General features: G+C 55.7%; 19 protein-coding genes and 1 tRNA gene. 13 read left to right on the forward strand and 7 right to left on the reverse strand.

Annotation, left to right across the window (positions count from 1 at the left end):
• The first annotated feature begins 41 nt into the window (after positions 1–41).
• From ACOOFE_RS10320 to ACOOFE_RS10330, 3 genes are all read left to right on the forward strand, one after another.
• A complete protein-coding gene (locus ACOOFE_RS10320) occupies positions 42–2,486 on the forward strand; it encodes a penicillin-binding protein 1A (protein WP_420415561.1) in 2,445 nt (814 codons plus the stop codon).
• Between the two features lie 132 nt (positions 2,487–2,618).
• A protein-coding gene (gene prfB / locus ACOOFE_RS10325) for a peptide chain release factor 2 (RefSeq protein ID WP_141186349.1) occupies positions 2,619–3,750 on the forward strand; the annotation gives its coding sequence in 2 pieces (ribosomal slippage) (positions 2,619–2,687 and positions 2,689–3,750; 1,131 coding nt in all).
• 152 nt (positions 3,751–3,902) lie between these two features.
• A complete protein-coding gene (locus tag ACOOFE_RS10330) occupies positions 3,903–4,208 on the forward strand; it encodes a hypothetical protein (protein WP_420414846.1) in 306 nt (101 codons plus the stop codon).
• A 16-nt stretch (positions 4,209–4,224) separates the two neighbouring features.
• Here ACOOFE_RS10330 and ACOOFE_RS10335 read toward each other — a convergent pair whose 3' ends face one another.
• The 3 genes from ACOOFE_RS10335 to bcp all read right to left on the reverse strand — a co-directional run bounded on the left by ACOOFE_RS10335 (position 4,225) and on the right by bcp (position 7,004).
• Entirely contained in the window at positions 4,225–5,490 is a 1,266-nt protein-coding gene (locus ACOOFE_RS10335; RefSeq protein WP_420414847.1) for a M23 family metallopeptidase, read from the reverse strand.
• A 168-nt stretch (positions 5,491–5,658) separates the two neighbouring features.
• Entirely contained in the window at positions 5,659–6,495 is an 837-nt protein-coding gene (locus ACOOFE_RS10340) for a ferritin-like domain-containing protein (RefSeq protein WP_420414848.1), read from the reverse strand.
• Between the two features lie 41 nt (positions 6,496–6,536).
• Positions 6,537–7,004 (reverse strand): thioredoxin-dependent thiol peroxidase, encoded by a 468-nt coding sequence (gene bcp / locus ACOOFE_RS10345; RefSeq protein WP_420414849.1) that lies wholly within the window; start codon positions 7,002–7,004, stop codon positions 6,537–6,539.
• A gap of 205 nt (positions 7,005–7,209) precedes the next feature.
• On the opposite strand from bcp, the gene ACOOFE_RS10350 reads away from it, so the two are divergent.
• Complete coding sequence (locus tag ACOOFE_RS10350; protein WP_420414850.1) at positions 7,210–10,518, forward strand: AsmA-like C-terminal domain-containing protein; 3,309 nt, start codon at positions 7,210–7,212, stop codon at positions 10,516–10,518.
• Between the two features lie 81 nt (positions 10,519–10,599).
• Here the strand turns inward: ACOOFE_RS10350 and tyrS are convergent, their stop codons facing one another.
• A complete protein-coding gene (gene tyrS, locus ACOOFE_RS10355; protein WP_420414851.1) occupies positions 10,600–11,853 on the reverse strand; it encodes a tyrosine--tRNA ligase in 1,254 nt (417 codons plus the stop codon).
• A gap of 235 nt (positions 11,854–12,088) precedes the next feature.
• Between tyrS and ACOOFE_RS10360 the strand changes: the two genes are divergently transcribed.
• From ACOOFE_RS10360 to ACOOFE_RS10390, 7 genes are all read left to right on the forward strand, one after another.
• Positions 12,089–12,358 carry a tyrosyl-tRNA synthetase gene (locus ACOOFE_RS10360; RefSeq protein ID WP_420414852.1) on the forward strand — a complete coding sequence of 90 codons (270 nt, stop codon included), beginning with the start codon at positions 12,089–12,091 and terminating at the stop codon, positions 12,356–12,358.
• Positions 12,359–12,555: 197 nt separating this feature from the next.
• The gene (gene phnC / locus ACOOFE_RS10365; protein WP_420414853.1) at positions 12,556–13,380 is read left to right on the forward strand and encodes a phosphonate ABC transporter ATP-binding protein; all 825 of its coding nucleotides are present in this window, start codon (positions 12,556–12,558) and stop codon (positions 13,378–13,380) included.
• Between the two features lie 23 nt (positions 13,381–13,403).
• On the forward strand, positions 13,404–14,411 hold the full coding sequence (gene phnD, locus ACOOFE_RS10370; protein ID WP_141186357.1) for a phosphonate ABC transporter substrate-binding protein: 1,008 nt from the start codon (positions 13,404–13,406) through the stop codon (positions 14,409–14,411).
• A 74-nt stretch (positions 14,412–14,485) separates the two neighbouring features.
• Entirely contained in the window at positions 14,486–15,394 is a 909-nt protein-coding gene (phnE, locus tag ACOOFE_RS10375) for a phosphonate ABC transporter, permease protein PhnE (protein ID WP_420414854.1), read from the forward strand.
• 108 nt (positions 15,395–15,502) lie between these two features.
• Positions 15,503–15,982 carry an AAA family ATPase gene (locus tag ACOOFE_RS10380; protein ID WP_420414855.1) on the forward strand — a complete coding sequence of 160 codons (480 nt, stop codon included), beginning with the start codon at positions 15,503–15,505 and terminating at the stop codon, positions 15,980–15,982.
• Positions 15,983–16,042: 60 nt separating this feature from the next.
• Positions 16,043–17,089: a P1 family peptidase gene (locus ACOOFE_RS10385; RefSeq protein WP_420414856.1), complete on the forward strand. Its 1,047-nt coding sequence runs from the start codon at positions 16,043–16,045 to the stop codon at positions 17,087–17,089.
• Between the two features lie 97 nt (positions 17,090–17,186).
• Complete coding sequence (locus tag ACOOFE_RS10390; RefSeq protein ID WP_420414857.1) at positions 17,187–17,966, forward strand: substrate-binding periplasmic protein; 780 nt, start codon at positions 17,187–17,189, stop codon at positions 17,964–17,966.
• Positions 17,967–18,089: 123 nt separating this feature from the next.
• Here ACOOFE_RS10390 and glnA read toward each other — a convergent pair whose 3' ends face one another.
• Both glnA and ACOOFE_RS10400 read right to left on the reverse strand, forming a co-directional pair.
• Entirely contained in the window at positions 18,090–19,499 is a 1,410-nt protein-coding gene (gene glnA, locus ACOOFE_RS10395) for a type I glutamate--ammonia ligase (protein WP_141186362.1), read from the reverse strand.
• A gap of 133 nt (positions 19,500–19,632) precedes the next feature.
• Entirely contained in the window at positions 19,633–19,971 is a 339-nt protein-coding gene (locus ACOOFE_RS10400) for a P-II family nitrogen regulator (protein ID WP_141186363.1), read from the reverse strand.
• Positions 19,972–20,409: 438 nt separating this feature from the next.
• Between ACOOFE_RS10400 and ACOOFE_RS10405 the strand changes: the two genes are divergently transcribed.
• Positions 20,410–21,933 carry an NAD(P)H-hydrate dehydratase gene (locus tag ACOOFE_RS10405; protein ID WP_420414858.1) on the forward strand — a complete coding sequence of 508 codons (1,524 nt, stop codon included), beginning with the start codon at positions 20,410–20,412 and terminating at the stop codon, positions 21,931–21,933.
• Between the two features lie 82 nt (positions 21,934–22,015).
• Positions 22,016–22,100 (forward strand) — tRNA-Leu (locus tag ACOOFE_RS10410).
• Between the two features lie 323 nt (positions 22,101–22,423).
• Here the strand turns inward: ACOOFE_RS10410 and ACOOFE_RS10415 are convergent.
• Entirely contained in the window at positions 22,424–23,329 is a 906-nt protein-coding gene (locus ACOOFE_RS10415) for a LysR family transcriptional regulator (RefSeq protein ID WP_420414859.1), read from the reverse strand.
• Positions 23,330–23,334 lie beyond the last annotated feature (5 nt).

The raw sequence follows: 23,334 nt of genomic DNA on the forward strand, positions 1-23,334 counted from the left end.
GCACTCAAGACGGGGAAAGACGAGCCCGCAATATGAAGTTTTTGGTGAAATTCTTTGGTTACTTGTTCGGCATTGGAGCAGCGCTTGGCCTGCTGATTGCCGCAGGTCTGTGGATGTATCTGCAGCACCTCGACGAAGGCCTGCCGGACTACAGCGCTCTGAAGAACTATGAACCTGAGGTCATGACCCGGGTGCACGCGTCTGACGGCAGCCTGATGGCCGAATATGCCACCGAGCGCAGGTTGTTCCTGCCGATCCAGGCCATGCCGGACCGGTTGAAGCAGGCATTCATCTCCGCGGAAGATAAGAATTTCTATACGCACCTCGGGGTGGATCCGGAGGGCATTGCCCGTGCTGGTATCCGTTTCATCCAGAACTACGGTTCCGGACGCCGGCCGGAGGGCGCGTCGACGATAACGCAGCAGGTCGCGAAGAACTTCCTTCTAACCAACGAAATCAAGTTTGAGCGTAAGATCAAAGAAGCGATTCTCGCGCTCCGCATCGAGCAGGCCTATTCCAAGGACGAGATCCTCGAACTTTACCTCAATGAAATCTATTTCGGATTTGGCGCTTATGGCGTGGCCGCGGCTTCACTGATTTATTTCGACAAGTCGGTGCATGAACTTGCCCTGGAAGAGGCGGCCTACCTTGCCGCCCTGCCGAAGGGGCCGAGCAACTATCATCCTTACAAAAAGACAGAAGCGGCAATTGCCCGCCGGAACTATGTGATCGATCGCATGGTGGCCGATGGCCATGTGTCATTCGACGACGGCGAAGAAGCCAAGGCGAAGCCGATCACGGTGAAACTGCGCGGTCATGGCTCGAAGCTGTTTGCCGCAGAGTACTTCACAGAGGAAGTCCGCCGGGAGGTCGCCGAGATTTTCGGTACCAAACGCCTCTATGAAGGCGGCTTGTCTGTCCGATCGACGCTCGATCCGGAATTGCAGAAGATGGCCCGCAAGTCCCTCATGGACGGACTGATCAGCTTCGACCACAAACGTGGCAGCTGGAATGGTCCTGTCGACCGGATTTCCACCGGTACGGACTGGGGCGTTGAACTTGCGAAGATCGAAGCCTTAAGCGACTTGCCGGAATGGACCCTGGCGGTTGTTCTGGAAAGCGGCGAAACCGAAGCCAAGGTCGGTATTCAGCCAAAACGCCTGGAAAGCGGGCTTTTGTCGGAAGAGCGCAAATCCGGGCCATTGTTTCTGGAAACCATGAAATGGGCCCGTGTCAGCGGCCGGGCGCCCTCTGCTGTGTCCGATGTTCTGGCGCCTGGCGATGTTGTTTATGTTCAGGCAAGTCCGGTTGCGCCTGGCACATATGAGCTCAGGCAAATCCCGAAGGTGTCCGGTGCTCTTGTCGCCATGGATCCATACACCGGTCGTGTATTGGCTCTGGTTGGTGGTTTCAGCTTTGCGCAGAGTGAATTCAACCGGGCAACACAGGCCTATCGCCAACCGGGGTCGTCCTTCAAACCGTTCCTTTATGCGGCTGCTCTCGACAATGGCTACACCCCGTCTTCGGTGGTCATGGATGCACCGCTGGAAATCTCGCAAGGGCCGGGACTTGGCACTTGGCGGCCGCAAAACTATGGCGGCAAGTTCTACGGCCCATCGACCTTGCGCACCGGCATTGAGCGCTCGCGGAACGTGATGACCGTGCGCCTGGCTCAGGACATGGGCATGCCGCTGGTGGCTGAATATGCCAAACGCTTCGGCATCTACGACAATATGCTGCCGGTTCTCTCCATGTCGCTGGGCGCCGGTGAAACCACGGTCCTGCGCATGACCACGGCATATGCGACTGTAGCGAATGGTGGCCGTAAGGTGCGTCCGACCTTGATTGACCGGATCCAGGACCGCTATGGCCGGACAATCTACAAGCACGACAGCCGGATTTGTGATGGCTGTACCCAGGATGCTTGGGATGGCCAAAGCGAACCCCAATTGATCGATGACCGCCAGCAAGTGCTCGATCCGATGACCGCCTATCAGATCACTTCCATGATGGAAGGCGTGGTTCAACGCGGCACTGCGACTTCGGTTCGGGCGGTTGGCCGCCCAGTCGCCGGCAAAACCGGCACCACCAACGACGAAAAAGATGCTTGGTTTATGGGTTTCACATCGGAGCTTGCCGTTGGCGTCTTTGTTGGTTTCGACAATCCCAAACCGATGGGCCGTGGCGCGACCGGTGGTCAGGTGGCTGCACCGATCTTCACCGACTTTGTCAAAAAAGCTCTGGCTGACAAGCCGCCGGTGGAATTCCGCGTGCCGCGTGGACTTCAGCTGATCCCGATCAATCGCAACACGGGTCTTCGGACTGCTGCTGGCACTCCCGGTGTTATTCTGGAAGCCTTCAAACCAGGTATGGCCCCGCCGGACAGCTATTCCGTTATTGGGTTCCAGGACACCATGGGTGTTCCGACCTATGTGTCGCCGGAGGCAGGCCAAGCCGTGTTACAAGGAACCGGCGGCCTCTACTAAAGTGTTCTGACCGGATGCAGTCTGGCGGTGGTTTACAGGCCCCGCCCGGAAAGCTAATGTCCGGCTCCAAATTCCGGCCCGGATCCTGACACGAGGATCCGGGCCGTTTCACCAACTAAAGCGAGGTATCCGATGCGCGCCGAAATGGAAGCCATCGTCGATGAAATCAAGCAGGCCATAAGCCTGCTGAGGAGGCATCTTTGACTGGGATCAGGCCCTTGTAAGACTGGAAGAGCTGAACGCTCTTTCTGAAGATCCCGAGCTTTGGAATGACCCCACCAAAGCCCAGAAGCTGATGCGCGAACGCCAGCAGCTCGACGACGGAATCAATGGCGTCAAAGGCCTGGAGCAGGATCTGGCCGACAACATTGAGCTGATCGAGCTTGGTGAGATGGAAGACGACACGTCGGTCATCGAGGATGCGGAAGACGCGCTGCGCGGCCTGAAGGAAAAAGTCAACGAACTGCAGCTCAACTCGCTTCTGTCGGGTGAAGCCGACGGCAATGACACCTACATCGAGATCAATTCCGGGGCAGGGGGCACGGAGAGCCAGGACTGGGCGTCGATGCTCCTGCGGATGTACCGCCGCTGGGCGGAAAAGCGGGGCTTCAAGGTCGAGGTGCTTGAGTATCACGACGGAGAAGAGGCCGGGATCAAATCCGCGACACTGCTGATCAAGGGCGAGAATGCCTATGGCTGGCTGAAAACCGAATCCGGGGTGCACCGTCTGGTGCGGATTTCGCCTTACGACAGCAACGCGCGCCGTCACACCAGCTTCTCCAGTGCCTGGGTCTATCCTGTGATTGACGATTCGATCGAGATCGACGTCAACGAAAGCGACTGCCGGATTGATACCTACCGTGCGTCCGGTGCAGGCGGGCAGCACGTAAACACCACCGATTCGGCCGTGCGCATCACCCACCAGCCGACCGGGATTGTTGTTCAGTGCCAATCCGAACGCTCACAGCACAAGAACCGGGCGACCGCCTGGGGCATGCTGAAGGCACGTCTTTACGAGGCGGAGCTGAAGAAGCGCGAAGAAGCGGCCAACGCGGAAGCGGCCTCCAAGACCGACATCGGTTGGGGCCACCAGATCCGCTCCTACGTCTTGCAGCCGTATCAGATGGTCAAGGATCTTAGGACCGGCGTTCAAAGCACGGCGCCGGGCGATGTTCTGGACGGCGACCTCGACCAGTTTATGGAAGCCGCGCTGGCGCAACGTGTCTTTGGCGGCGATGAAGTCGAAGTCGAGGATATCGAGTAGTCGGACATCAATTTGTTTTGGAAAAACCAAACGGCGCTTCGGCGCCGTTTTTTGTGCCCAATCACATATATCCGCTTGGAACGTCGGAAGTGAGGAGGACGGCAAATAGGCTGCCAACTCACCTCAGCTACGGCAACTTACGGAGAGGCTATATGTCCAAGGTTACGAGCATAGACGTTCAAGGGTGCGACAATGAAATCATTATCATCGCCTCCCAGACCGCGGGAAGTTCAGTAATCTGCCATTTGAAATCCGGCTACAATGCACCGGTCAGCTATACCGTGAACCCAGCAAACATTCTGTCCAGCGGATCCTATAATCTCACCGTGATTGGAATTAACTGGGGTGGTTCAGGGAGCTTCAAAGTTGCTATAACTGGTGACAGTCCAGTTGTGCTTGAAGGCGGCGGCACAGAACCGGGTGTGGCCTACTCCAAGACGATTCCGATGATGGTCTAAGCCAAAAAAATTGCGATTAGAGCGACAGTTGCGTGAGCTTCTCGCCAGCGCGGAGGAAAGATGCCGGGTTGCTTGGCTTGTCGTGGCGGCGGACTTCATAATGAAGATGCGGGCCCGTGGAGCGCCCGGTAGAACCGATGTTGCCGATCACATCGCCAGCCAGCACGTGGCTGCCTTCGGAAATCCGCATTTTGCTCAAATGTGCATAGCGCGTCACGAATCCGTTGGCATGGCGGATTTCAACCATCTTGCCGTAGCCGCCTTTCCAGCCGGCATGGATCACCGTTCCGGGCGCTGATGCAAAAACGCGGGCGCCGTAGGGGGCTTTGAAATCGATGCCAGAATGCATGGCCAGGCGGTTGAGGAAGGGGTCCATGCGCGGGCCATAGCCGCTGGAGAGGGAGCCGTTGCGCACTGGCCGTTTGACCGGCAGGCGTAGAGCCGCGAACTTCACCCGTTTCAAGACCTTCAGGGCAGTGTTCGCCCGGTTTAGACGGCTCGCAAAACTCGTATGGTTGAGCGGCTCAAAAGGGCCTCCCAGACCTGACGTCGTTTTGACAGCCTTATTGAGATTGGGAAGAAGCGGGCCGGCGATGTTGAGGATATCTTCAATCCGGCTTTCGGTCGCAACTGTGATAGCATCGACGGCCGCCGTGCTTTCCGTTCCCATTTCGGAGATATCGGCTTTTACTGCGTCAAGCGCGGCTTGTTTTTCAGCGTTTTTTTTTACGTTGGTGTCAGCTACCGGGTCTGTGCGTTGAAGGACGCTCAGTGGATCAAAAGTTTTCGAGGATGCATCCCGCAAACCGAGAGCCTTGACCGGTTCTGATATGATTTCGCTTTCGCCGCCCATGGCAGTGCGGTCGTCGTGGCCGGCAGACGCAAGGTGTCCGGCGTCGATAGCCGGTTTTTGCGTGGGGACTGGTTGACCGGTGTTCAGATAAATCCCGACGCTTTCGGCGCGGGCCACTAAGTCAGCGACAATAGTATGGCGCTGATTGAGATCATGCTGGCGGCGCAGGACATCCATTACCTGGATTTCGACACTCTCGCGATCCACCAGCTGGCGGCTGTTGAGACGTTCAATCTCTGCACGCAGCCGGTCGATTCGATCTTGGTACTGAAGGGCAACTTCCGCGCGTCCAGCGTTGACTTCTGTATCTGTTCCATTGCGCATCACGTGATAGCCAATGATGCCGGAGATGGTCAGCGTGGCGGCGATGCAGGTTAAGGCGCCCGCAAGAAGATGCGCAGGGCGCAGAACGTAAGTAGTGGTTCTCAAATCGCCTTTTAAAGACTCCCGATGCGGTGCTGCCGACTTTGGCGCTTGGTATCTCCGCGTCGTTTCTGGGCGCTGCTGTATCATCACTCGTTCACTGCTGCATTCTGCATTTCACTTGTGATGATTAGACTTCCTTAAGGTTAATAATTCGTCTTCAATCACCTAAATTTAGCCCGTCAAACGGGCAAGAGGCTTGTAAAAACCAGGGGTTAGTCCGGCTTCCGACCGCGCGCGGTCGTTGAACGGCGGTTTCAGAGCACCCCGAAAATGGGTGCGGACATAGGTGTGAAACGCAGGTTCAGGGCGAATCCCTTGCCGGTCACACAAGAATCGGAACCATTTTGCTCCGAATGCGACGTGATGTTTTTCATCCCGGTAAATCACATCCAGACATTTGGCGGTTTCTTCGTCACCAAGGTTGCGGGCCTTTTCGATCATCGGCGGAGTGATGTCGAGACCGCGCGCTTCAAGCACCAATGGGATGATGGCAAGACGCGCGGCCAGGTCGTGTCCAGTATCCTGAGCAGCCTGCCATAGACCGTCGTGAGCTGGCATGTCGCCATAAGCGGTATCCAGGCGCGCAAGACGATCTTCCAGCATTGAAAAGTGCTTCGCTTCTTCCAAACCCACACGAACCCAATCGTCATAATAGGATCGCGGCAAGCGGACGTGGGCAAAACGGCCAATCAGGTCCCACGTCAGGTCGACGGCATTGAGTTCAATATGTGCTAGAGAATGAATGAGCGCCAACCGGCCAGCTTTGCCGGAGAGGCTGCGTTTGGGCATATCTCTCGGAGCCAGAAGAACCGGTTTTTCCGGCCGTCCTGGACGGTCCGGCATTGGACCATCCTTTGACGGAGAGCCCAGCGCCAAGTCCCGTTTGAACCAGGCTTTGGAGACCGCATACGCCAGCCGGACCTTTTCTGAGGTGTCCGGCGTGGCGACAATGGCGCGTGCGCCGGCAACAAGGCTTGCCGGCAGGAGTGTTTCTTTGACTTCGCTCATCTGGCCGTCTGATCTTTATGTGGAGAGACGGTCAAACGTGGCTAGAGTGCCTGGACCGCCTCCAGGACCGCTTCAGCGTGTCCTGCAACTTTCACTTTGCGCCAGATCTGGGCGATTTTTCCGTCCGCGTCCACCAGAAAAGTCGCTCTTTCAACGCCCATGTACTTTTTGCCGTACATCGATTTCTCCACCCAAACGCCGTAGGCTTCAGCAGTGGTCTTTTCCGTATCGGCCCCAAGGCGGACCGCGAGATTGTGTTTGGCGATGAAATTGTCGTGTTTGCGGGCTGTGTCGGGCGAGATTCCAACAATGGCCGTGCCCAGCTTTTTGAAATCTTCGATCTGATCAGTGAAGGCAATAGCTTCCTTGGTGCAGCCGGGCGTGTTGTCTTTCGGGTAAAAATACACCACCACCGGCTGCCCTTTCAGGGCACTTAGGGAGATTCGGGAACCGCCATCGGCTTCCAAATCAAAATCCGGAGCAGCATCACCTAGGGCCAGGTCGCTCATATCGCCTTCCTTCTGTCATGTTTTGTGCGTTAAAGCCGTTTTGGGCAGCTGGGTGGGGAGCGGCTATCGCTTTTGCTGCCCGTTTGACACTATCATAGGCATTGATACGACTCGTTCAATGCAACGGATGTGCGGCCATCTCAGAATATTGCATGGCTAACAACAGACCCTGCGTATTCGCCAGGAGATAGCGGACGGAATGTAAGTGGCACGACCGGACGGAATGAAAGACCAATTGCCGGAAAAATCTAAGGTAAGCCGCCGCAGCCTTTTGCGCTGGGGTGCGGGCTTGTTTGTGGTCGGTCTGGCTGTATTCGTTGCTGTGGTGTTTACCTCCGGCCCAGTAATGGTACCGTTTCTCGGCAGCTTCTTGGCAGCGCAAGGTACACGGGGCCCGGTGACGTTATCCATTGAAAGTGCAAGCTTGGATTTTACCGACGCCACCGGGGTCAAGATCGTCGCAAATGACGTGGATGTCGAGATTTCCGGAGGGGCGCCGGTTTCGCTGCGCTTTCCGCAATTGGAAGTGCCGCTGGACAGATCAGCCCTATTGTCTGGAAAGCTGAAGTTTGCATCCCTGCAGCTTATCCGCCCTGAAGTAACGATTGCCTTGAAAGGCGGGCCGGCGGTTGTGCCCGAAGTTGGGCAGCTGATGGAAGCAGTGAACCGGATCGGCAATCTGGTGGATGATCAGTTTGCCCGCCGCGGTTTGACATCTGTTCGTATTCTGGATGGACGGTTTGACGTGTCCGGACCGGCGCCCAGGTCGTTCTCCGGCATCCAAGCGGATGTCTTGAGAACTGCAGACGGCAAGATTTCAGGGCGGGCCCGTGTCGGTGGGCAGGTAACATCCTGGAACCTGGATTTTTTGCGCAGTCAATCGGTCACAGGAACCGGTACCCGGATAGCAGCCGTGGTCAATGGCATCACCTTGGCGGAACTATTAGGGCCGCATGGTCCGACGGCCTATGGAAAGGGGCTGCGCCTTCCAGCGTCAGCAAAGATTGATTCGGTACTTGACGAAAATGGGAAACTGGAGACCGCTAATGCGGTCGCCCGCGTCCGGAACGGATGGTTCCAAATGGGACGCACTCTGGTCGCTTTTGATGATGCCGCTCTGTCGCTGGTCTATCGTGGGCCGGACCAACCGATTGAAATTCAGAAATCTCATTTTATCCGCGGCAATACGCAAGTTTTCTTTACTGGCAAGATCGACCGGCCAAAGGCAGATGCTCCTATTTGGGATTTCCAGCTTGAATCCGAGTATCCGCTACTTGGTCCGAATGATATTCCTGAACCGCCCCAGATTTTGGATGGCGTTCTTGTAAAGGGATCCTTTGATTTGAACGAGCGGCTGATTGATGTCAGCCGGTTTTCAATTCGCTCCGGCAATGCTTCTGCGGAAGGGGTTGCCAGTGTTCAATTGCGCCCTGACGGTCCGTACCTTGCAATCGCCGTTGATGGGGAGAAGATTCCTTTATCGTTGGCCAAAAAAGCCTGGCCAATCACTTTGGTCCCGCCAGCACGGCGTTGGATCATCGAGCGATTGAAGGCTGGTTTCATTGAAAATGCATCGTTTACCGGTGCATTCCGTCCACCGGCGTTCAATCACAAAGACCCAGATGCCGGTTGGTCCGGTGATGATTTGGAATTGACCATGTCCTTCACCAATGGAGCGGTGGCTCCCGTTGGAGACGTTGCGGTGGTTGATGGTCTGTCAGGTACTGTCAAAATCGAAAATGAAGTTCTGACGGTGACGGCAAGCGATGGGACGGCAGGTCTTCCTGAGAGCGCTCGTGTTTTGGTTCCCGAGACGGTTTTTGAGATCCATCATCTTCCGTTGCGCACTGGTAAAGTCGCTCAGGTTCACACACGGCTGGAAGGTGGAAATGCGGAAATCGGGACCCTTTTAAACGCCAAGCCATTTAAGGTGTTGGAGCGGGCGAAGCTGACAGCAGACGGGGTAACAGGCATTGGGGAGGTGGATATCAGCGCCAGTTTCCCAATGAAACGAAACCTCGACATGAAGTCGGTTTCCTGGAAAGCGGTCGGCCGGTCCCGCGATTTTTCAGACACCAATCCGATTATGGGGCATTTGATCAGCAACGCCGATCTGGTGATTGAGGCCGACCGGGACGCAATTGCCATAACCGGTAATGGCAAGTTTGATGGCCTTAATGCGGACATAAATCTTGTTGTGCCGCTGGACGGTGAAAAAGGGTCGTCACGCCAGGACGTTGTTGCTGCAGTTACTGCAAAACAGCTCAAGGCGCGAGGTATCGACCTGACGGCGTTCCTTGACGGGCCAATGACGGTGAGCGCTGGGAAGATTGAAGGTGGTCAAAACATTACCGTCAACCTGCGCGATACAGACGTGCAGTTGAAGGCTCTTGGCTGGCAAAAAGCCAAAGGCGTGCCGGCAACGGCCACTTTCAAGTTGATTGAGACCGACGAGAAAACCTTGGTTCAGGACTTCGAATTGGTGTCAGAAGGGGTCGACATCTTTGGCCAAATCGAACTGTCGAAGAGTGGCGAATTGCAGGTCGCGTCTTTTCCCCGGTTCCAGCTCCGGCCTGGTGATGATGTTGATGTCGACATTACACGGGCAAGGAATGGCCGCTATGACATTATCTTTGCCGGTCTCACATTTGATGGGCGGGGGCTCATCAGAAGCCTGCGCAGTCCTGGTGGCAGCCAAGGCGAGGGGGATTTCGCAGATGGCGCCCGGATAGCTGTCGATATCGCCCGGATGACCGGCTTTAACAAACGCTGGATGAACGACGTTAAGGGCCGGGTAGATACCGGTCCGAAAGGGCTTGAGGCTGCAGAAATCCGCGGAAAACTCGACGGCAAGTCAGATTTCCGGTTCACGCTCACCCAGCAAGGGAACGCGCAGCAGGCCGATGGCCGGTTCGACGATACTGGAGCGATGCTGGCCTTTCTAGATTTCTATGAGCGGATGCAAGGCGGCAAGGGCGTGCTCAATGTGGCCATGGCGGATGCCGACAGTTGGGTCGGAGATTTCCGTGTCCGCTCTCTCTATATCACGGAAGATCCAGCGATTCAGCGGATCCGGGAAAGTGACCGCCGCATAAACGAAGAGGACGGTTGGATTAATCCATACGCGGGCCGATCTGCGAGTTCGAACCAGCCAAAAGGCAGCGCATCGTTTGAAACGCTCGATATCAATTTCACCCGCGATGGTGATATCATGACTATAAGCCGGGGCGCTTTGCGCGGCGCAGCACTTGGCGGCACGGTCTCAGGTACCGTCGATCTGGGCCAACAGACCCTTAGCCTGACCGGAACCTTTGTTCCGATCTATGCGCTCAACAATGTCTTTTCCAAGATCCCGCTTTTGGGATTTGCACTTGGCGGCAGCACTGGAGAAGGGCTGATTGGCGTGACCTACCGCTTGTCCGGTGCACTGTCAGATCCGGTTTTGTCGGTCAATCCGATCTCGGCCATCGCACCGGGGATCTTCCGCAAGATGTTTGAGTTTCAGCCGAACTGAACGGCATTCTAACCGCTGATCATAAGAAAAGCCGGGTGCGTGCCCGGCTTTCTGCTTATCAAAATGTGAGCGTCTGATCGATCACACCGGCTTTAGGAGAACATGTTTCTTCTTGCCGAGAGACAATTTGATGATGCCGTCTTCGGTGACATCGTTCAACGACAGCTGGCGGTTGGCATCCTGCTCACCCTTGTCGTTGATCTTGACCGCACCACCCTTGATGTTGCGGCGGACATCGCCGTTTGATGCGCAAAGACCGGCAGTTACAAAGGCATTCAAAACACCGAGACCGGCTTCCAGATCGCCTTTGGCAACCTCTACGGTCGGCAAGCCTGCCGCGGATTGGCCTTCTTCAAACGCCTTGCGCGCAGTTTCAGCTGCTGCTTCCGCTTTATCGCGGCCATGGATCAGCGCGGTTGCTTCTGTCGCCAGAACCTTTTTGGCGTCGTTGATCTCAGAACCTTCCAGAGCGGCGAGGCTTTTGATCTCGTCCATCGGCAAGACTGTGAAGAGCTTTAAGAACTTCTCGACATCAGCATCTTCCGTGTTGCGCCAGTACTGCCAGTAGTCATAGGCCGACAGCTGTTCTTCGTTCAGCCAGACGGCGCCAGCAGCTGTCTTGCCCATCTTGGCGCCGGACGCGGTCGTCAGAAGCGGTGAGGTGAGGGCAAAGGCGGAGGTTTCTTCCAGGCGGCGGACAAGGTCGGTGCCGGACAGAATGTTGCCCCATTGATCGGATCCGCCCATCTGCAGGCGGCAACCGGTGCGCCGGTAGATTTCAAGGTAGTCGTAACCTTGAAGCAGCATGTAGTTGAACTCCAGGAACGACAGGTTCTGCTCGCGCTCAAGACGCAGGCGGACGCTGTCGCGCTGGATCATCTGGTTGACGGAAAAATGCCGACCGATTTCGCGCAGGAAGTCGACATAGTTAAGCGACAGCAGCCAGTCAGCATTGTCCATCATCAGGGCATCGTTTGGACCATCACCAAAGGACAGCAGTTTTTCGAAAACCTTGCGAATACCCGCCTTGTTTTCTTCAATCAGGTCCGGTGTCAGGATCTTCCGGCTTTCGTCCTTGCCGGATGGATCTCCAACCCGGGTGGTGCCGCCGCCCATCAGGGCAATCGGCCGGTGGCCGGTTTTCTGGAACCAGTGCAGCATCATGATCGGCACAAGTGATCCAGCGTGCAAGCTCGGCGCTGTGCAGTCAAAGCCGATATAGGCAGTCACCGTTTCCTTGGCGCACAGCTCATCTAAGCCTTGAGGATCCGAGATCTGATGGATGAACCCGCGTTCGGACAAAACCTGCAAAAACTCTGACTTGAACTCGCTCATATATCTGCCTGTTGATTAAAACTGTCGCGTGGCCCATGGCCTGTTGCACAAGGCTCTATACCGGCGGCGGGCGGTTGTAAATTGCAAGCTCGATCTAGAGCGTTCAGCTAGGCAAAAATTCAGTTTTTAGGAAAACTGACTTTCGTGATGCGGGTCACGCCGCCGGATAACAAGCGCTGGTAGTTTCTTCTTATCGGCCGGTTGAGATCCGGCGTTCAGTTGAGGAGGAGAAGTCATGTTCAAGAAATTCGCAATTGCCGCCGTGACCACTGCGACATTGGCCACCGCAGCCGTTTCCCTTACGCCGAACCAAGCCCACGCCGGCAACCGCGCCGGAGCCGTTGCAGCCGGCGCGATTATTGGTCTTGCAGCTGGCGCGATCATCGCAAGCCAGGCTCAGCCGCGCTATTATGCGCCGGTCCGTTGCCGCAATCAGGCCGTCCGCCGCTGGAATCCATATCAACGCCGCTATGTCGTCGTCGGTTACCGTCAGGTTTGCTACTGATCACTTAGCAAAGTCATTTTGAAACGAAGGCCTCCTCTTGGGGGCCTTTCGTTTATTGGCGAGGAAGCACACTCGTTTCCCTTTTCCGCTGTTTAACGATCATAGTTCCCGAACTGCAGATTTCATCAGAATGACACCAATCCTTCATTCAGCTACCCGTCCGGTTTGCTACGACGCTCGCAACCGAGGAGGCCTTGATGACTGCAATCTCAGTACAGCGACTGTCCAAAACGTTTCGCGGCGGTGTTCAGGCACTTGACGGTGTTAGTCTGACGGTGTCGGAAGGTGAATTCGTCGCGCTGATTGGCGCCTCAGGATCTGGAAAGTCCACCCTAATCCGGCACATTTCCGGCCTTGTTGCCGGAGACAAGGACCGGGATTGCTGTACGGTCACCGTCAACGGGAAAACGGTTCAAAAAAGCGGCGCGGTCTCAAAGAACATTGCAGCCACCAGAACCGGCATCGGCGTTGTGTTTCAGCAGTTCAACCTGGTGCCGCGTCTCAGCGTTCTGACCAATGTTTTGGCCGGACTGCTTGGCAGGGTGCCGGTTTGGCGCGGGGTTTTTGGTTTCTTTTCTAAAGAAGAAAAGCAGCTGGCCATGCGCGCACTTCAACGCGTCGGGATTGAAGCGAAAGCCCGCCAAAGAGCCTCAACTCTGTCAGGCGGGCAGCAGCAACGCGCGGCAATCGCCCGCACAATTGTCCAAGGTGCCAAGGTGATCCTGGCCGATGAGCCGATCGCCTCCCTAGATCCAGCCTCTGCGAAGCGTGTGATGGGTATATTGTCCCGCCTCAATGAGGAAGACGGCACTACGGTCGTCGTGTCTTTGCATCAGGTTGAATATGCGCGCCGCTATTGCCAGCGGACCATTGCGATGCGGGCCGGCCAGATTGTCTACGATGGGCCGAGCCATGCTCTGACGACCCAGTTTTTGCGTGAAATCTACGGCGAGGCCAGCGAAGAACTTGTGCTGCCGGACGCCGAAGACTTCGGGACCGCGCCAATCCCGGCGACGGCCTGAAACCCTTCAGGGGAGACATCGTGATGAAATTGTTTGCTCGCATTGCTGCGTCTGCAGCGATCATGGTTGGTTTGAGCGGCCCGGCCCTGGCCGAGCGTGAAAAACCGGAAGAACTATTCTTTGGCATCTTGTCCACCGAGTCCAGTTCCGCCCAGCGCGAAAAGTGGGGCCCGTTCCTGGAAGCCATGGAAGCGTCCCTCGGCATGCCGGTGAAGCCGTTTTTCGCAGCCGATTATGCCGGTGTGATTGAAGGCATGCGTTTCGATAAGGTGGATGTTGTCTGGTACGGCAACAAATCCGCAATGGTTGCGGTTGACCGTGCGGGTGCTGAAATCTTTGCTCAGACCACGGAAGCAACCGGCGATCGTGGCTACTGGTCTGTCATGGTGACGCACAAGGATTCTGGCCTCACATACGAAGATGTCATGAAGTGCGGCAAAGACCTCAACTTCGGCATAGGTGACCCGAACTCCACATCAGGGTTCTTGGTTCCGTCGACGTTCATCTTTGCCAAGGAAGGCGTGAATCCGAAGGACTGTTTCAAGACCCTTCGCAACGCCAATCACGAAACCAATTTGATTTCGGTTGCAACCCAACAGGTTGATGCAGCTGTTGCATCTTCCACCGGCATGTATTCCCGCCTGAAAAACGCAAAGCCGGAGCTCTTTGCGGAGCTTAAGGAAATCTGGCGCTCCCCGCTGATTGCATCTGATCCGATGGCTTGGCGCCCGGAACTGGACGACAGCATCAAGTCGAAGATCATGTATTTCTTCATGACTTACGGCCGTCAGGGCACAGATGAGGAAGTGGCTCAGGCACGGGAAAATCTCGCGCTGATCGACATGGGGCCGTTTATCCCGTCGTCAAACGCTCAACTCTGGCCTTTTTATGAGATGGACCAGATCCGTCAGCGCATGTCGATCGAAGGAGATGACACTTACTCCGACGATGAGCGGACCACCAAGATCCTGGAAATCAACACCAAGATCGAAGAAATCCGCGCTGCTGCTGCTGCTCGTCCGCGCAAGTAACCCGGATTTAAAAGTAAGGCATGAGGGACACGGTCCCTCATGCTGTTTGAAGGTTTCTCCTCAGGATCACACCAATGACCAGCAACGTGAATGTGCTCAACGCGGCAACCCCCGAATTGCCGGTTCCCGGCCGCACGGCCCTAGAAAAGGTCTTTGATGTCCTCATATGGGGCGGTCTGATCGTTCTGCTGGTCTGGAGTTTCAAGCCGGCCGATATGCACCGCATGGGACAGGTTTTCACCGGTGGCGGCAACATGGCCATGTTGCTCGAAGATTTTTTGAAACCGAACTTCCGTTACTGGCACAGCTATTTTGACTTGATGCTGGAAACAGTACAGATGGCGGTTTGGGGGTCGTTTTTGTCCGTGATCCTGGCTGTGCCCTTCGGTCTGCTATCGTCCTCCAACATTGCACTTTACTGGATCGTCTTTCCGGTCAGGCGCCTGATGGATGCCTTCCGGGCGATCAACGAACTGGTTTTTGCGCTGATTTTTGTAGCGGCGGTCGGACTTGGTCCTCTTGCCGGTGTTTTGGCGCTGATGATCCACACCACGGGGACGCTCGCAAAACTCTTTTCAGAAGCCGTTGAGGCAATCGACCCCCGACCGGTCGAGGGCATCAAAGCGACGGGCGCCCCGGCCATTCAGGAGATCGTCTACGGCGTCGTGCCTCAAGTACTGCCTCTTTGGATTTCCTATTCGCTTTACCGATTTGAATCGAATGTGCGGTCTGCCACCGTTCTTGGAATTGTTGGTGCCGGTGGGATTGGAATGTCGCTGTCTGAAGCCTTGCGGGGCTTCGATTATTCGGCAGGGGCCGCAATCCTTCTGATCATCCTAGTGACGGTTTCGTTGCTCGATATCTTTGGATCGCTGCTGCGCAAGGTCGTTATTGACGGCACGGACCACGGCCGTTTCGCCAGCTATTTTCTCTTCCTGGCCGGTCTTGTGGCCGGTCTGGAGGTCCTGCTGGCGCATTCCTAACAACGATTGTCTGGATATTGCTGTTCGTTGCAAATCTGACGGGTTGATGTCACGTTGTCGGTCCCCTCAGTTCCATTTCTCTTCTGAACAGTGCGAACAGGTTTCTTGATGACCACCGGACATCTCCACATTCTCTGCGGCAAAATTGCTTCTGGCAAATCGACATTGGCCGCAAAACTCTCCGACAATCCGGCCACGGTGCTAATCAGCGAAGATATCTGGCTTGCCGATCTGTTTGGCCCAGAAATGGCGGCGATCAAGGACTATGTCCGCTGCTCAGCGCGTCTTCGAGCGGTCATGGAACCGCATGTCGTTTCGCTCTTGAGCGCGGGCGTTTCTGTCGTGCTCGACTTTCCGGCAAACACGCCAAACATGCGCGGCTGGATGAAGCAAATCATCGTTACGGCAGAGTGCGGTCATACTCTGCACTTTCTCAATGTGTCTGATGATATCTGCAGGATCCGGCTCCAAGAACGGAATGCCAGCGGACTGCATCCGTTTGAGGTTAGCGACGAGCAGTTTGAGCAAATCACCCGGCATTTTATCGCACCGGAAGTTGAGGAAGGATTTGAAATCAAGGAATACTGAGGTTTTGTTTTTGCCGGTTCCAGCATTCAATGAGATCAAACGAATCGCCGGAGTTCTTTCATGTCCTTAAGCAGCACGTCACCCGCCCGGGACGCAGGTCTTATCTGCGGTACATTGGAGCCAGGGCCGCGCAACACAATTACCGATGTTGCCGGCGTGACGGTCGGCCATAAAACTGTGATTGATGGCAATTTGAGAACTGGCTTCACCGCTATTTTGCCGCATCCGGGTAACATCTTTCTGGAAAAACTGGCAGCCGGATCGGATGTCATCAATGGCTTCGGCAAAAGCGCGGGTCTGATCCAGGTTGATGAGCTGGGAACGCTGGAAACCCCGATCCTCCTGACTAACACCTTTGGTGTTGCAGAAGGCATCCAAGCGCTGATCCGGCGGGAGCTCGCAGAGAATCCGCAGATCGACCGTGCCAAGGGTACCGTCAATCCGGTCGTGATGGAATGCAATGACGGATATTTGAGCGATATCAACGCAATTGCGCTCACCGAAGCAGACGCCAATGCGGCGCTCGCAGCTGCCTCAGAAGACTTTGAGCAGGGCAGTGTTGGCGCGGGCACCGGCATCAGCTGTTTTGGCTTCAAAGGCGGGATTGGTTCTTCATCCCGTCAGTTTCAGCTGGACGGCAAAACGTTCACGCTTGGTGTGTTGGTTCAGGCGAATTTCGGCAAGGCCGGAGACTTGGTCCTGCCGGATGGGCGGCGGGCAGCTCCTAACGAAGACGGGGCTCAGCCGGAGCGCGGGTCTGTGATCATTGTGCTTGCGACGGACGTTCCCTTGGACAGCCGTCAGCTGAAACGTGTGGCCCGGCGCGCGGGCGCAGGATTGGCGCGCCTCGGCGCCTATTATGGCAACGGCAGCGGCGACATCGGCCTTGCGTTTTCAACGGCGCAACGTATCCCGCACCTGTCGAAAGGTGCAATTGTCGCGCGCGATTGTCTGCATGAAGATAAAATCGACCCCTTATTTCAGGCGGCTGCCGAAACCACTCAGGAAGCAGTCTTGAATGCCATGATTGCGTCCCCCGCGATGCATGGCAAAAACGGCAGCTTCCGGCCGTCGCTGGCTGGGTGGCTGGGCAATGTGCAAGACTGAACATCTATTTAATCGCTGTTTTGCCAATTGGCTCAAACATTTTGTAAGACTTGGATGAATAATGGTTTGGATTGGACCTGATCTCGGGATCCGCAGGATGATGAGACCGTTTTTAAAAGCGAAATGGGTGTGTGCTGGGACATTCGCAGTGCTTGCCGCAGCGTTGCCTGCTTCAGACAACGCCCGTGCGGCCGACATCCATTTGGTGACCGAAAACTACCCGCCGTTTAATTTCATGGAAGATGGTAAGATTGTGGGCGTTGGCGCAGACCAGGTTCGCGAAATCATGCAACGGGAAGGCATTGAGTTTTCGCTTGAGATGATGCCCTGGCCTAGGGCCTATTGGCTGGCGGAGAATCGGAAAAACCATTGTGTCTTCACCACGGCGATGACTCCCGCTAGGGCAGGCAGCTTTTCCTGGATTTCACCGCTGGGCGGCGCGGAGCTTTTATTGGTCAAGAAGGCCGGGACGCAAGTACCTTCGTCCATTACAGATATCGCACAGAACTCTTCGGTCGGAACTCAGAGAAGCGACTATTCGGAATATGTTCTTCAAAACAACGGCTTCAGCAACATCGACTATTTCGATGATATCGGGGCGATTATCCGACAACTGACTCAAGAGCGCCTGGATCTGGCCGCGATATCCAGCATGATGTTCCACACCCTCATTGAGCAGGGCGTTGACGTCGAACTTGTTCATGGATTTGGAGATATTATCGGTAATGGAATTGCCTGCCATCCCGATACGGATCAAGCGCTGCTCGGCAAGATGCAGAACGGACTCAACAAGATCATAGCCGACGGTTTTCAGTTAAAAACTTTGAAGAAATACGCGGCAAGTTCCGCGGAGAGCGCACAACTCAGCGACAATTGATCCTTAGCCTCTGGTCTTTCTCTTTTTATCTCGTCCTTTTTCCGAACTTGTGAAGCGCATAGCTCCAAATGAAAAACCCCGGCCAAATGACCGGGGTTTTCCGTGTTTGACGCCTAAACTGTCTTAGACAGAGTAGTAGAGATCGAACTCGACCGGATGCGGGGTCATTTCGTAACGCTCGACTTCTTCCATCTTCAGTTCGATGTATGCATCGATCTGATCGTCGTCGAAGACGCCGCCGGCTTTCAGGAACTCACGGTCCGCATCGAGAGCTTCCATGGCTTCGCGCAGGTCGCGGCAAACCGTCGGGATCTCAGCCAGTTCTTCAGCCGGCAGATCGTAAAGGTTCTTGTCCATGGCATCGCCCGGATGGATCTTGTTCTTGATGCCGTCAAGGCCAGCCATCAGCAGGGCAGAGAAGCACAGGTACGGGTTCGCTGTCGGATCCGGGAAGCGGACTTCAACGCGTTTCGCCTTCGGAGAAGACGTGAACGGGATACGGCAGGATGCCGACCGGTTACGCGAGGAGTAGGCCAACAGAACCGGTGCTTCGTAACCCGGGACCAGACGCTTGTAGGAGTTGGTGGACGGGTTGGTGAAGGCGTTCAGGGCTTTCGCGTGCTTCAGAATGCCGCCGATGAAGTACAGGCAGGATTCGGAGAGGTCTGCGTACTGGTTGCCAGCGAAGGTCGGCTCACCGTTGTTCCAGATGGACAGGTGGCAGTGCATGCCGGTGCCGTTGTCGCCGAAAACCGGCTTCGGCATGAAGGTTGCGGACTTGCCATAAGCATGTGCGACCTGGTGAACAACGTACTTGTAGACCTGCATGTTGTCGGCACAAGTGGTCAGGTTGTCGAACTTCATGCCGAGTTCGTGCTGAGCAGCGGCCACTTCGTGGTGGTGCTTTTCGGTCGGAACGCCCATTTCGCCCATGACGGACAGCATTTCGGAGCGGATGTCCTGTGCGCTGTCGACCGGCGGGACCGGGAAGTAGCCGCCTTTGGTGCGCGGACGGTGGCCGAGGTTGCCGGTCTCATATTCAGAGCCCATGTTGGACGGCAGCTCGGAGCTGTCCAGGATGAAGCCGGTGTTGTACGGGTCAGCGTTGAAGCGGACGTCGTCGAACATGAAGAATTCAGCTTCCGGGCCGACATAGATGGTGTCGCCGAAACCGCCGGACTTGACGTAGGCTTCCGCTTTTTTTGCGGTCATGCGCGGGTCACGGTTGTAAGCTTCGCCGGTGATCGGATCGATGATGTCGCAGAAGATCGCCATGGTGGACTGGGCGAAGAACGGATCGATGTGCGCAGATTCCGGATCCAGGATCAGCATCATGTCGGATTCGTTGATGGCCTTCCAGCCAGCGATGGACGAGCCGTCGAAGGCAACGCCTTCAGCGAACATGTCTTCGTCAACAAGTGCAACATCCATGGTGACGTGCTGCATCTTGCCGCGCGGATCGGTGAAGCGCAGGTCGACGAACTTGATGTCTTTTTCCTGAATTTCCTTCAGGACGTCAGCGGCGGTGGTCATTATGTCCATCCCTTTGATTTTTCGTGTGAACGTTTGGGTTTTGGTCCCGGTCCGGCAGAGGGTTTATAGCGTTTGTCTCAGCGCGGAAAGTCCGGAATTGGGTGTGCGGCAATAAGCCGGAAGTCAAGGCGGGTTAAATGGCGTCGATGCCGGACTCACCGGTCCGGATGCGAACAGCTTCTTCAATATTGGAAACGAAGATCTTGCCGTCGCCGATGCGGCCGGTCTGGGCGGCGTTACGGATGGCGTCAACGGCCTTTTCGACCATGTCTGCACCAAGAACGATTTCGACCTTCACCTTTGGCAGGAAGTCAACAACATATTCCGCACCGCGGTAGAGCTCGGTGTGTCCTTTTTGGCGGCCAAAGCCCTTGGCTTCGGTCACTGTGATGCCCTGCAGGCCGACTTCTTGAAGAGCTTCTTTCACCTCGTCGAGTTTGAAAGGTTTGATGATCGCTTCGATCTTTTTCATCACCGTATGTCTCTCTCCGCATTAAACTGGCAGGGTCTGCCCGGTCGCTCTTCTTTAGAAGCCGGTTTAGGCGAGATGTGCCTTGACCGGGATCATCCGAGAGCTGTTGCCCAGGTGTTAGCAGGAAGCGTGCCAATTGAAAGTGGACCCAGATTTTTTTGCATTGCGGCGGGAAACCGCCACCATTTTTAGCAGCTCTGGGACGAGTTTCCGAAGGTTGGACACCTGGGCAATGCTTTTGTGCTCAAAAACTAATCAATTTGCATAATAAATATGCAGCTCCATGCCTTCGCCGGCGTCACGCCAGCCTTTTGCTCGACATTTTTCATCGGCCGCTACAGGTTTGATCGGCGGCAAGGCTGCCAAAAAATAGATCGACTAGAATTTGCGGATCACCCTGTGGCGTCTGCTCCAGCAGACAGAAACTGAAAGATAATCATGACCGCTTCATTGTTGACGCCTGAGGAAATGGGCCGCGCCGATCGCTTGACGATCGAGGGCGGCATTCCGGGAATTGACCTGATGGAGCGGGCGGGGGCCGCTGTTGCCAGGGCGGCTGCAGATCTTACGCCGGCAGGCGGGCGCGTTTTGGTGTTATGTGGGCCGGGAAACAATGGCGGCGACGGGTTTGTCGCAGCGCGGCTTCTGGCAGAAAACGGCTATTTGGTTGATGTGTATCTTCTGAAAGACCCGGCGGGCCTCAAGGGTGATGCGGCGCTTGCGTTTGCCTCTATGAATTTGCCCCACAAAGTTTTGCCGGATACCGTTCAAGTCGCGGGCGAACTTTTCGAAGAAGCCGTTGCGCCCGACGCTGTTATTGATGCGCTCTTTGGCGCAGGGCTGGACCGGCCGCTTCATGGATTGGCAGCCATGCTCGTCGATGTGATCAACAGCGCCCCAGCGCCGGTAGTTGCGGTGGATCTGCCGTCCGGTGTCAATGGAACGACCGGGCAGATACTAGGATGCGCGATTGAGGCGCACACGACTGTGACGTTTTTCCTAAAAAAGCCGGGTCACCTTCTTTTTCCCGGACGCGGCCTTTGTGGGGAGGTCACAGTTGCCGATATCGGGATTAAGCAGAATGTGCTCGACGTTATTGCGCCGCAAACATTTGAAAACGGTCCAGCGCTTTGGCTCGATCATTGGCCGGTGCCAGATCCGGTCGGGCATAAATATGCAAGGGGGCATGCGGTGGTTTTTGGCGGTCCGGTGGCCGCAACAGGGGCCGCGCGATTGTCCGCAACCGCTGCGCTGAGAGCCGGGGCAGGGCTCGTCACTTTGGCATCGCCGCCGGATGCTTTGATGGTCAATGCCTGTCATTTGACGGCTGTAATGCTGAAAAAGATTTCGGGCGCTGAGGCCATTCCTGAGCTGCTGGCCGACACACGTCTCAGCGCTGTCCTGATCGGTCCGGCATATGGTGTCGGCCCAAAAACTTGTGCCGCAGTTGAAGCGATTCTGGAGCAAGATCGGGCCACTGTTCTGGATGCGGATTCCTTAACCAGTTTCTCAGAAAAACCTCAGAAGCTATTTGAACTAATAAGGAAAACTCAAAATTCTGTGGTTCTCACGCCGCACGATGGTGAGTTTGCGCGTCTGTTTCCGGACCTCGTGGATGTGGACAGGTTGAGCCGTGTTCGCACAGCGGCGGTGCGGTCTGGCGCCATTGTCATCTTAAAAGGGCCGGACACCGTGGTCGCAGCGCCCGATGGACGGGCCGCGATCAACGCCAACGCACCGCCCTGGCTGGCGACCGCCGGGTCCGGGGATGTTCTGGCCGGAATTGTTGGCGGCTTGCTGTCTCAAGGAGTGACGGGGTTCGAGGCCGCATGCCAGGCAGTTTGGCTGCACGGTGCCGCAGGGCAGGAGGCAGGGCCCGGCCTGATCGCGGAGGATTTGGCATCAGCGCTTAAGGCGCCGATCCGCGAGCTTGTGGACAAGTCTTGCGTCTGGAGCACCTAAGGCGTTATTTTTCCTTTGACCTCAAAAGACAGAGTGATATAGAGGCTCCGCTTCAAACGCGGAGCTTTCAAGTTCTCGCGATGCGGATGTGGTGAAATTGGCAGACACGCCAGATTTAGGTTCTGGTGCCGCAAGGCGTGGGGGTTCAAGTCCCTCCATCCGCACCAAATCACTTGCTGGCAAGTGATTGTGTTTGAAAGAAAACCGGCCTTTGGTCGGTTTTTTTGTTACTGTTTTCGCGGTGTTTGCCCCACAATTTACCCCAGGTTTTACCCTACAAGCGTTAAAAGATATGGGGGGCGACCGAAGACCGATTTCTAAAACGCCATGGCGTCAACCCTTTAGACTATCTGCGTCGGTAGACTTGCTTAACCGGCACGTTGCCTTCCAAAATCGACCGGATCCAAAGTCACAGATCGGCTGTATTGGTTTTGTCGGAGATGCGGAACCGGCGCTGGTCGATTACTTTTCCGTTCCCGTTTTTCGAAACTCAAGAATCCAAGCGGAGCTGGCGCAGGGATTTGGACAGGATCCGGCAGAGGGCGTTTTCAATTGGCTTCTGGTTGCTGCGCGAGGGGATGAGCAGGCCGATCTTCAAGTCCTTCAGAAAACTCGACTTGAGCGGGAGATAGCTGAGCTCTCCAGCTTCAATCTCCTTCAAAAAACCAATCTTAGAATAAAGACCAATACCGCGGCCATTGAGGATCATGGAACGGGCGAGGGGCAAAGAGTTGGTAAAACAGGCCGTTTTAAGCGGGATCGTATGGTCGGCAAGCGCCAGATTGACCAGTGACCGTTCCGCAAGGGCATCGTAGGAGCGGATCAGCGGAAACGGTGTGAGGTCTTCAAGGTCGAGGGCATCACGTTCGGCCAATGGATGGTTCTTGGTGAGAATGGCGCCGATTGGTGCGGATTTTTCGGTCTGCAGCCGCACGCCGGGGTGGAGGTCATTGCTGAAGGATATGCCGATGCCAGCTTCGCCTTCGGCCACGGCTCGAACGATCTCGTCCGGCTGCGCCGTTCTGATGGTATAGGTTATATCCGGATAATCCCGTGCGAACTGGTCGATGGCAGAAGGCAAAAGACTGAGTGCGACGGAGTCCAAAGAGGCAATATCAATATGTCCGGCCCGCATCTCACGGATATCAGCCACAACATGCAGGATCTTTTCATAGTCGAAGATTGTTTTCCGGCAATGTTCCAGAACAACAGCCCCGGCTGTTGTCAGTTCGACACCTTCTGCATGCCGGTCGAACAACCGGACCCCTAGGCGCTCTTCAATGTCGAGGATCTTCCGGTTTACCGAAGATGACGACACATGCAGCACGGCCGCGGCTCTCCGGATAGATCCTTGACGGGCGACTTCGTCAAAATAGCTCAAAAACTTGCTGTGCATCGGTG

The sequence above is a fragment of the Roseibium sp. genome (genome assembly GCF_965216085.1).
Lineage (GTDB): Bacteria > Pseudomonadota > Alphaproteobacteria > Rhizobiales > Stappiaceae > Roseibium.

What these genes read in the sequence shown, in the direction of transcription:
- ACOOFE_RS10330 (WP_420414846.1), top strand. Translation starts at nt 3,903, where the DNA reads ATGTCCAAGGTTACGAGCATAGACGTTCAAGGGTGCGACAATGAAATC.
- ACOOFE_RS10340 (WP_420414848.1), bottom strand. Translation starts at nt 6,495, where the DNA reads ATGAGCGAAGTCAAAGAAACACTCCTGCCGGCAAGCCTTGTTGCCGGC.
- bcp (WP_420414849.1), bottom strand. Translation starts at nt 7,004, where the DNA reads ATGAGCGACCTGGCCCTAGGTGATGCTGCTCCGGATTTTGATTTGGAA.
- tyrS (WP_420414851.1), bottom strand. Translation starts at nt 11,853, where the DNA reads ATGAGCGAGTTCAAGTCAGAGTTTTTGCAGGTTTTGTCCGAACGCGGG.
- ACOOFE_RS10360 (WP_420414852.1), top strand. Translation starts at nt 12,089, where the DNA reads ATGTTCAAGAAATTCGCAATTGCCGCCGTGACCACTGCGACATTGGCC.
- phnC (WP_420414853.1), top strand. Translation starts at nt 12,556, where the DNA reads ATGACTGCAATCTCAGTACAGCGACTGTCCAAAACGTTTCGCGGCGGT.
- phnD (WP_141186357.1), top strand. Translation starts at nt 13,404, where the DNA reads ATGAAATTGTTTGCTCGCATTGCTGCGTCTGCAGCGATCATGGTTGGT.
- phnE (WP_420414854.1), top strand. Translation starts at nt 14,486, where the DNA reads ATGACCAGCAACGTGAATGTGCTCAACGCGGCAACCCCCGAATTGCCG.
- ACOOFE_RS10380 (WP_420414855.1), top strand. Translation starts at nt 15,503, where the DNA reads ATGACCACCGGACATCTCCACATTCTCTGCGGCAAAATTGCTTCTGGC.
- ACOOFE_RS10385 (WP_420414856.1), top strand. Translation starts at nt 16,043, where the DNA reads ATGTCCTTAAGCAGCACGTCACCCGCCCGGGACGCAGGTCTTATCTGC.
- ACOOFE_RS10390 (WP_420414857.1), top strand. Translation starts at nt 17,187, where the DNA reads ATGATGAGACCGTTTTTAAAAGCGAAATGGGTGTGTGCTGGGACATTC.
- glnA (WP_141186362.1), bottom strand. Translation starts at nt 19,499, where the DNA reads ATGACCACCGCCGCTGACGTCCTGAAGGAAATTCAGGAAAAAGACATC.
- ACOOFE_RS10400 (WP_141186363.1), bottom strand. Translation starts at nt 19,971, where the DNA reads ATGAAAAAGATCGAAGCGATCATCAAACCTTTCAAACTCGACGAGGTG.
- ACOOFE_RS10405 (WP_420414858.1), top strand. Translation starts at nt 20,410, where the DNA reads ATGACCGCTTCATTGTTGACGCCTGAGGAAATGGGCCGCGCCGATCGC.
- ACOOFE_RS10415 (WP_420414859.1), bottom strand. Translation starts at nt 23,329, where the DNA reads ATGCACAGCAAGTTTTTGAGCTATTTTGACGAAGTCGCCCGTCAAGGA.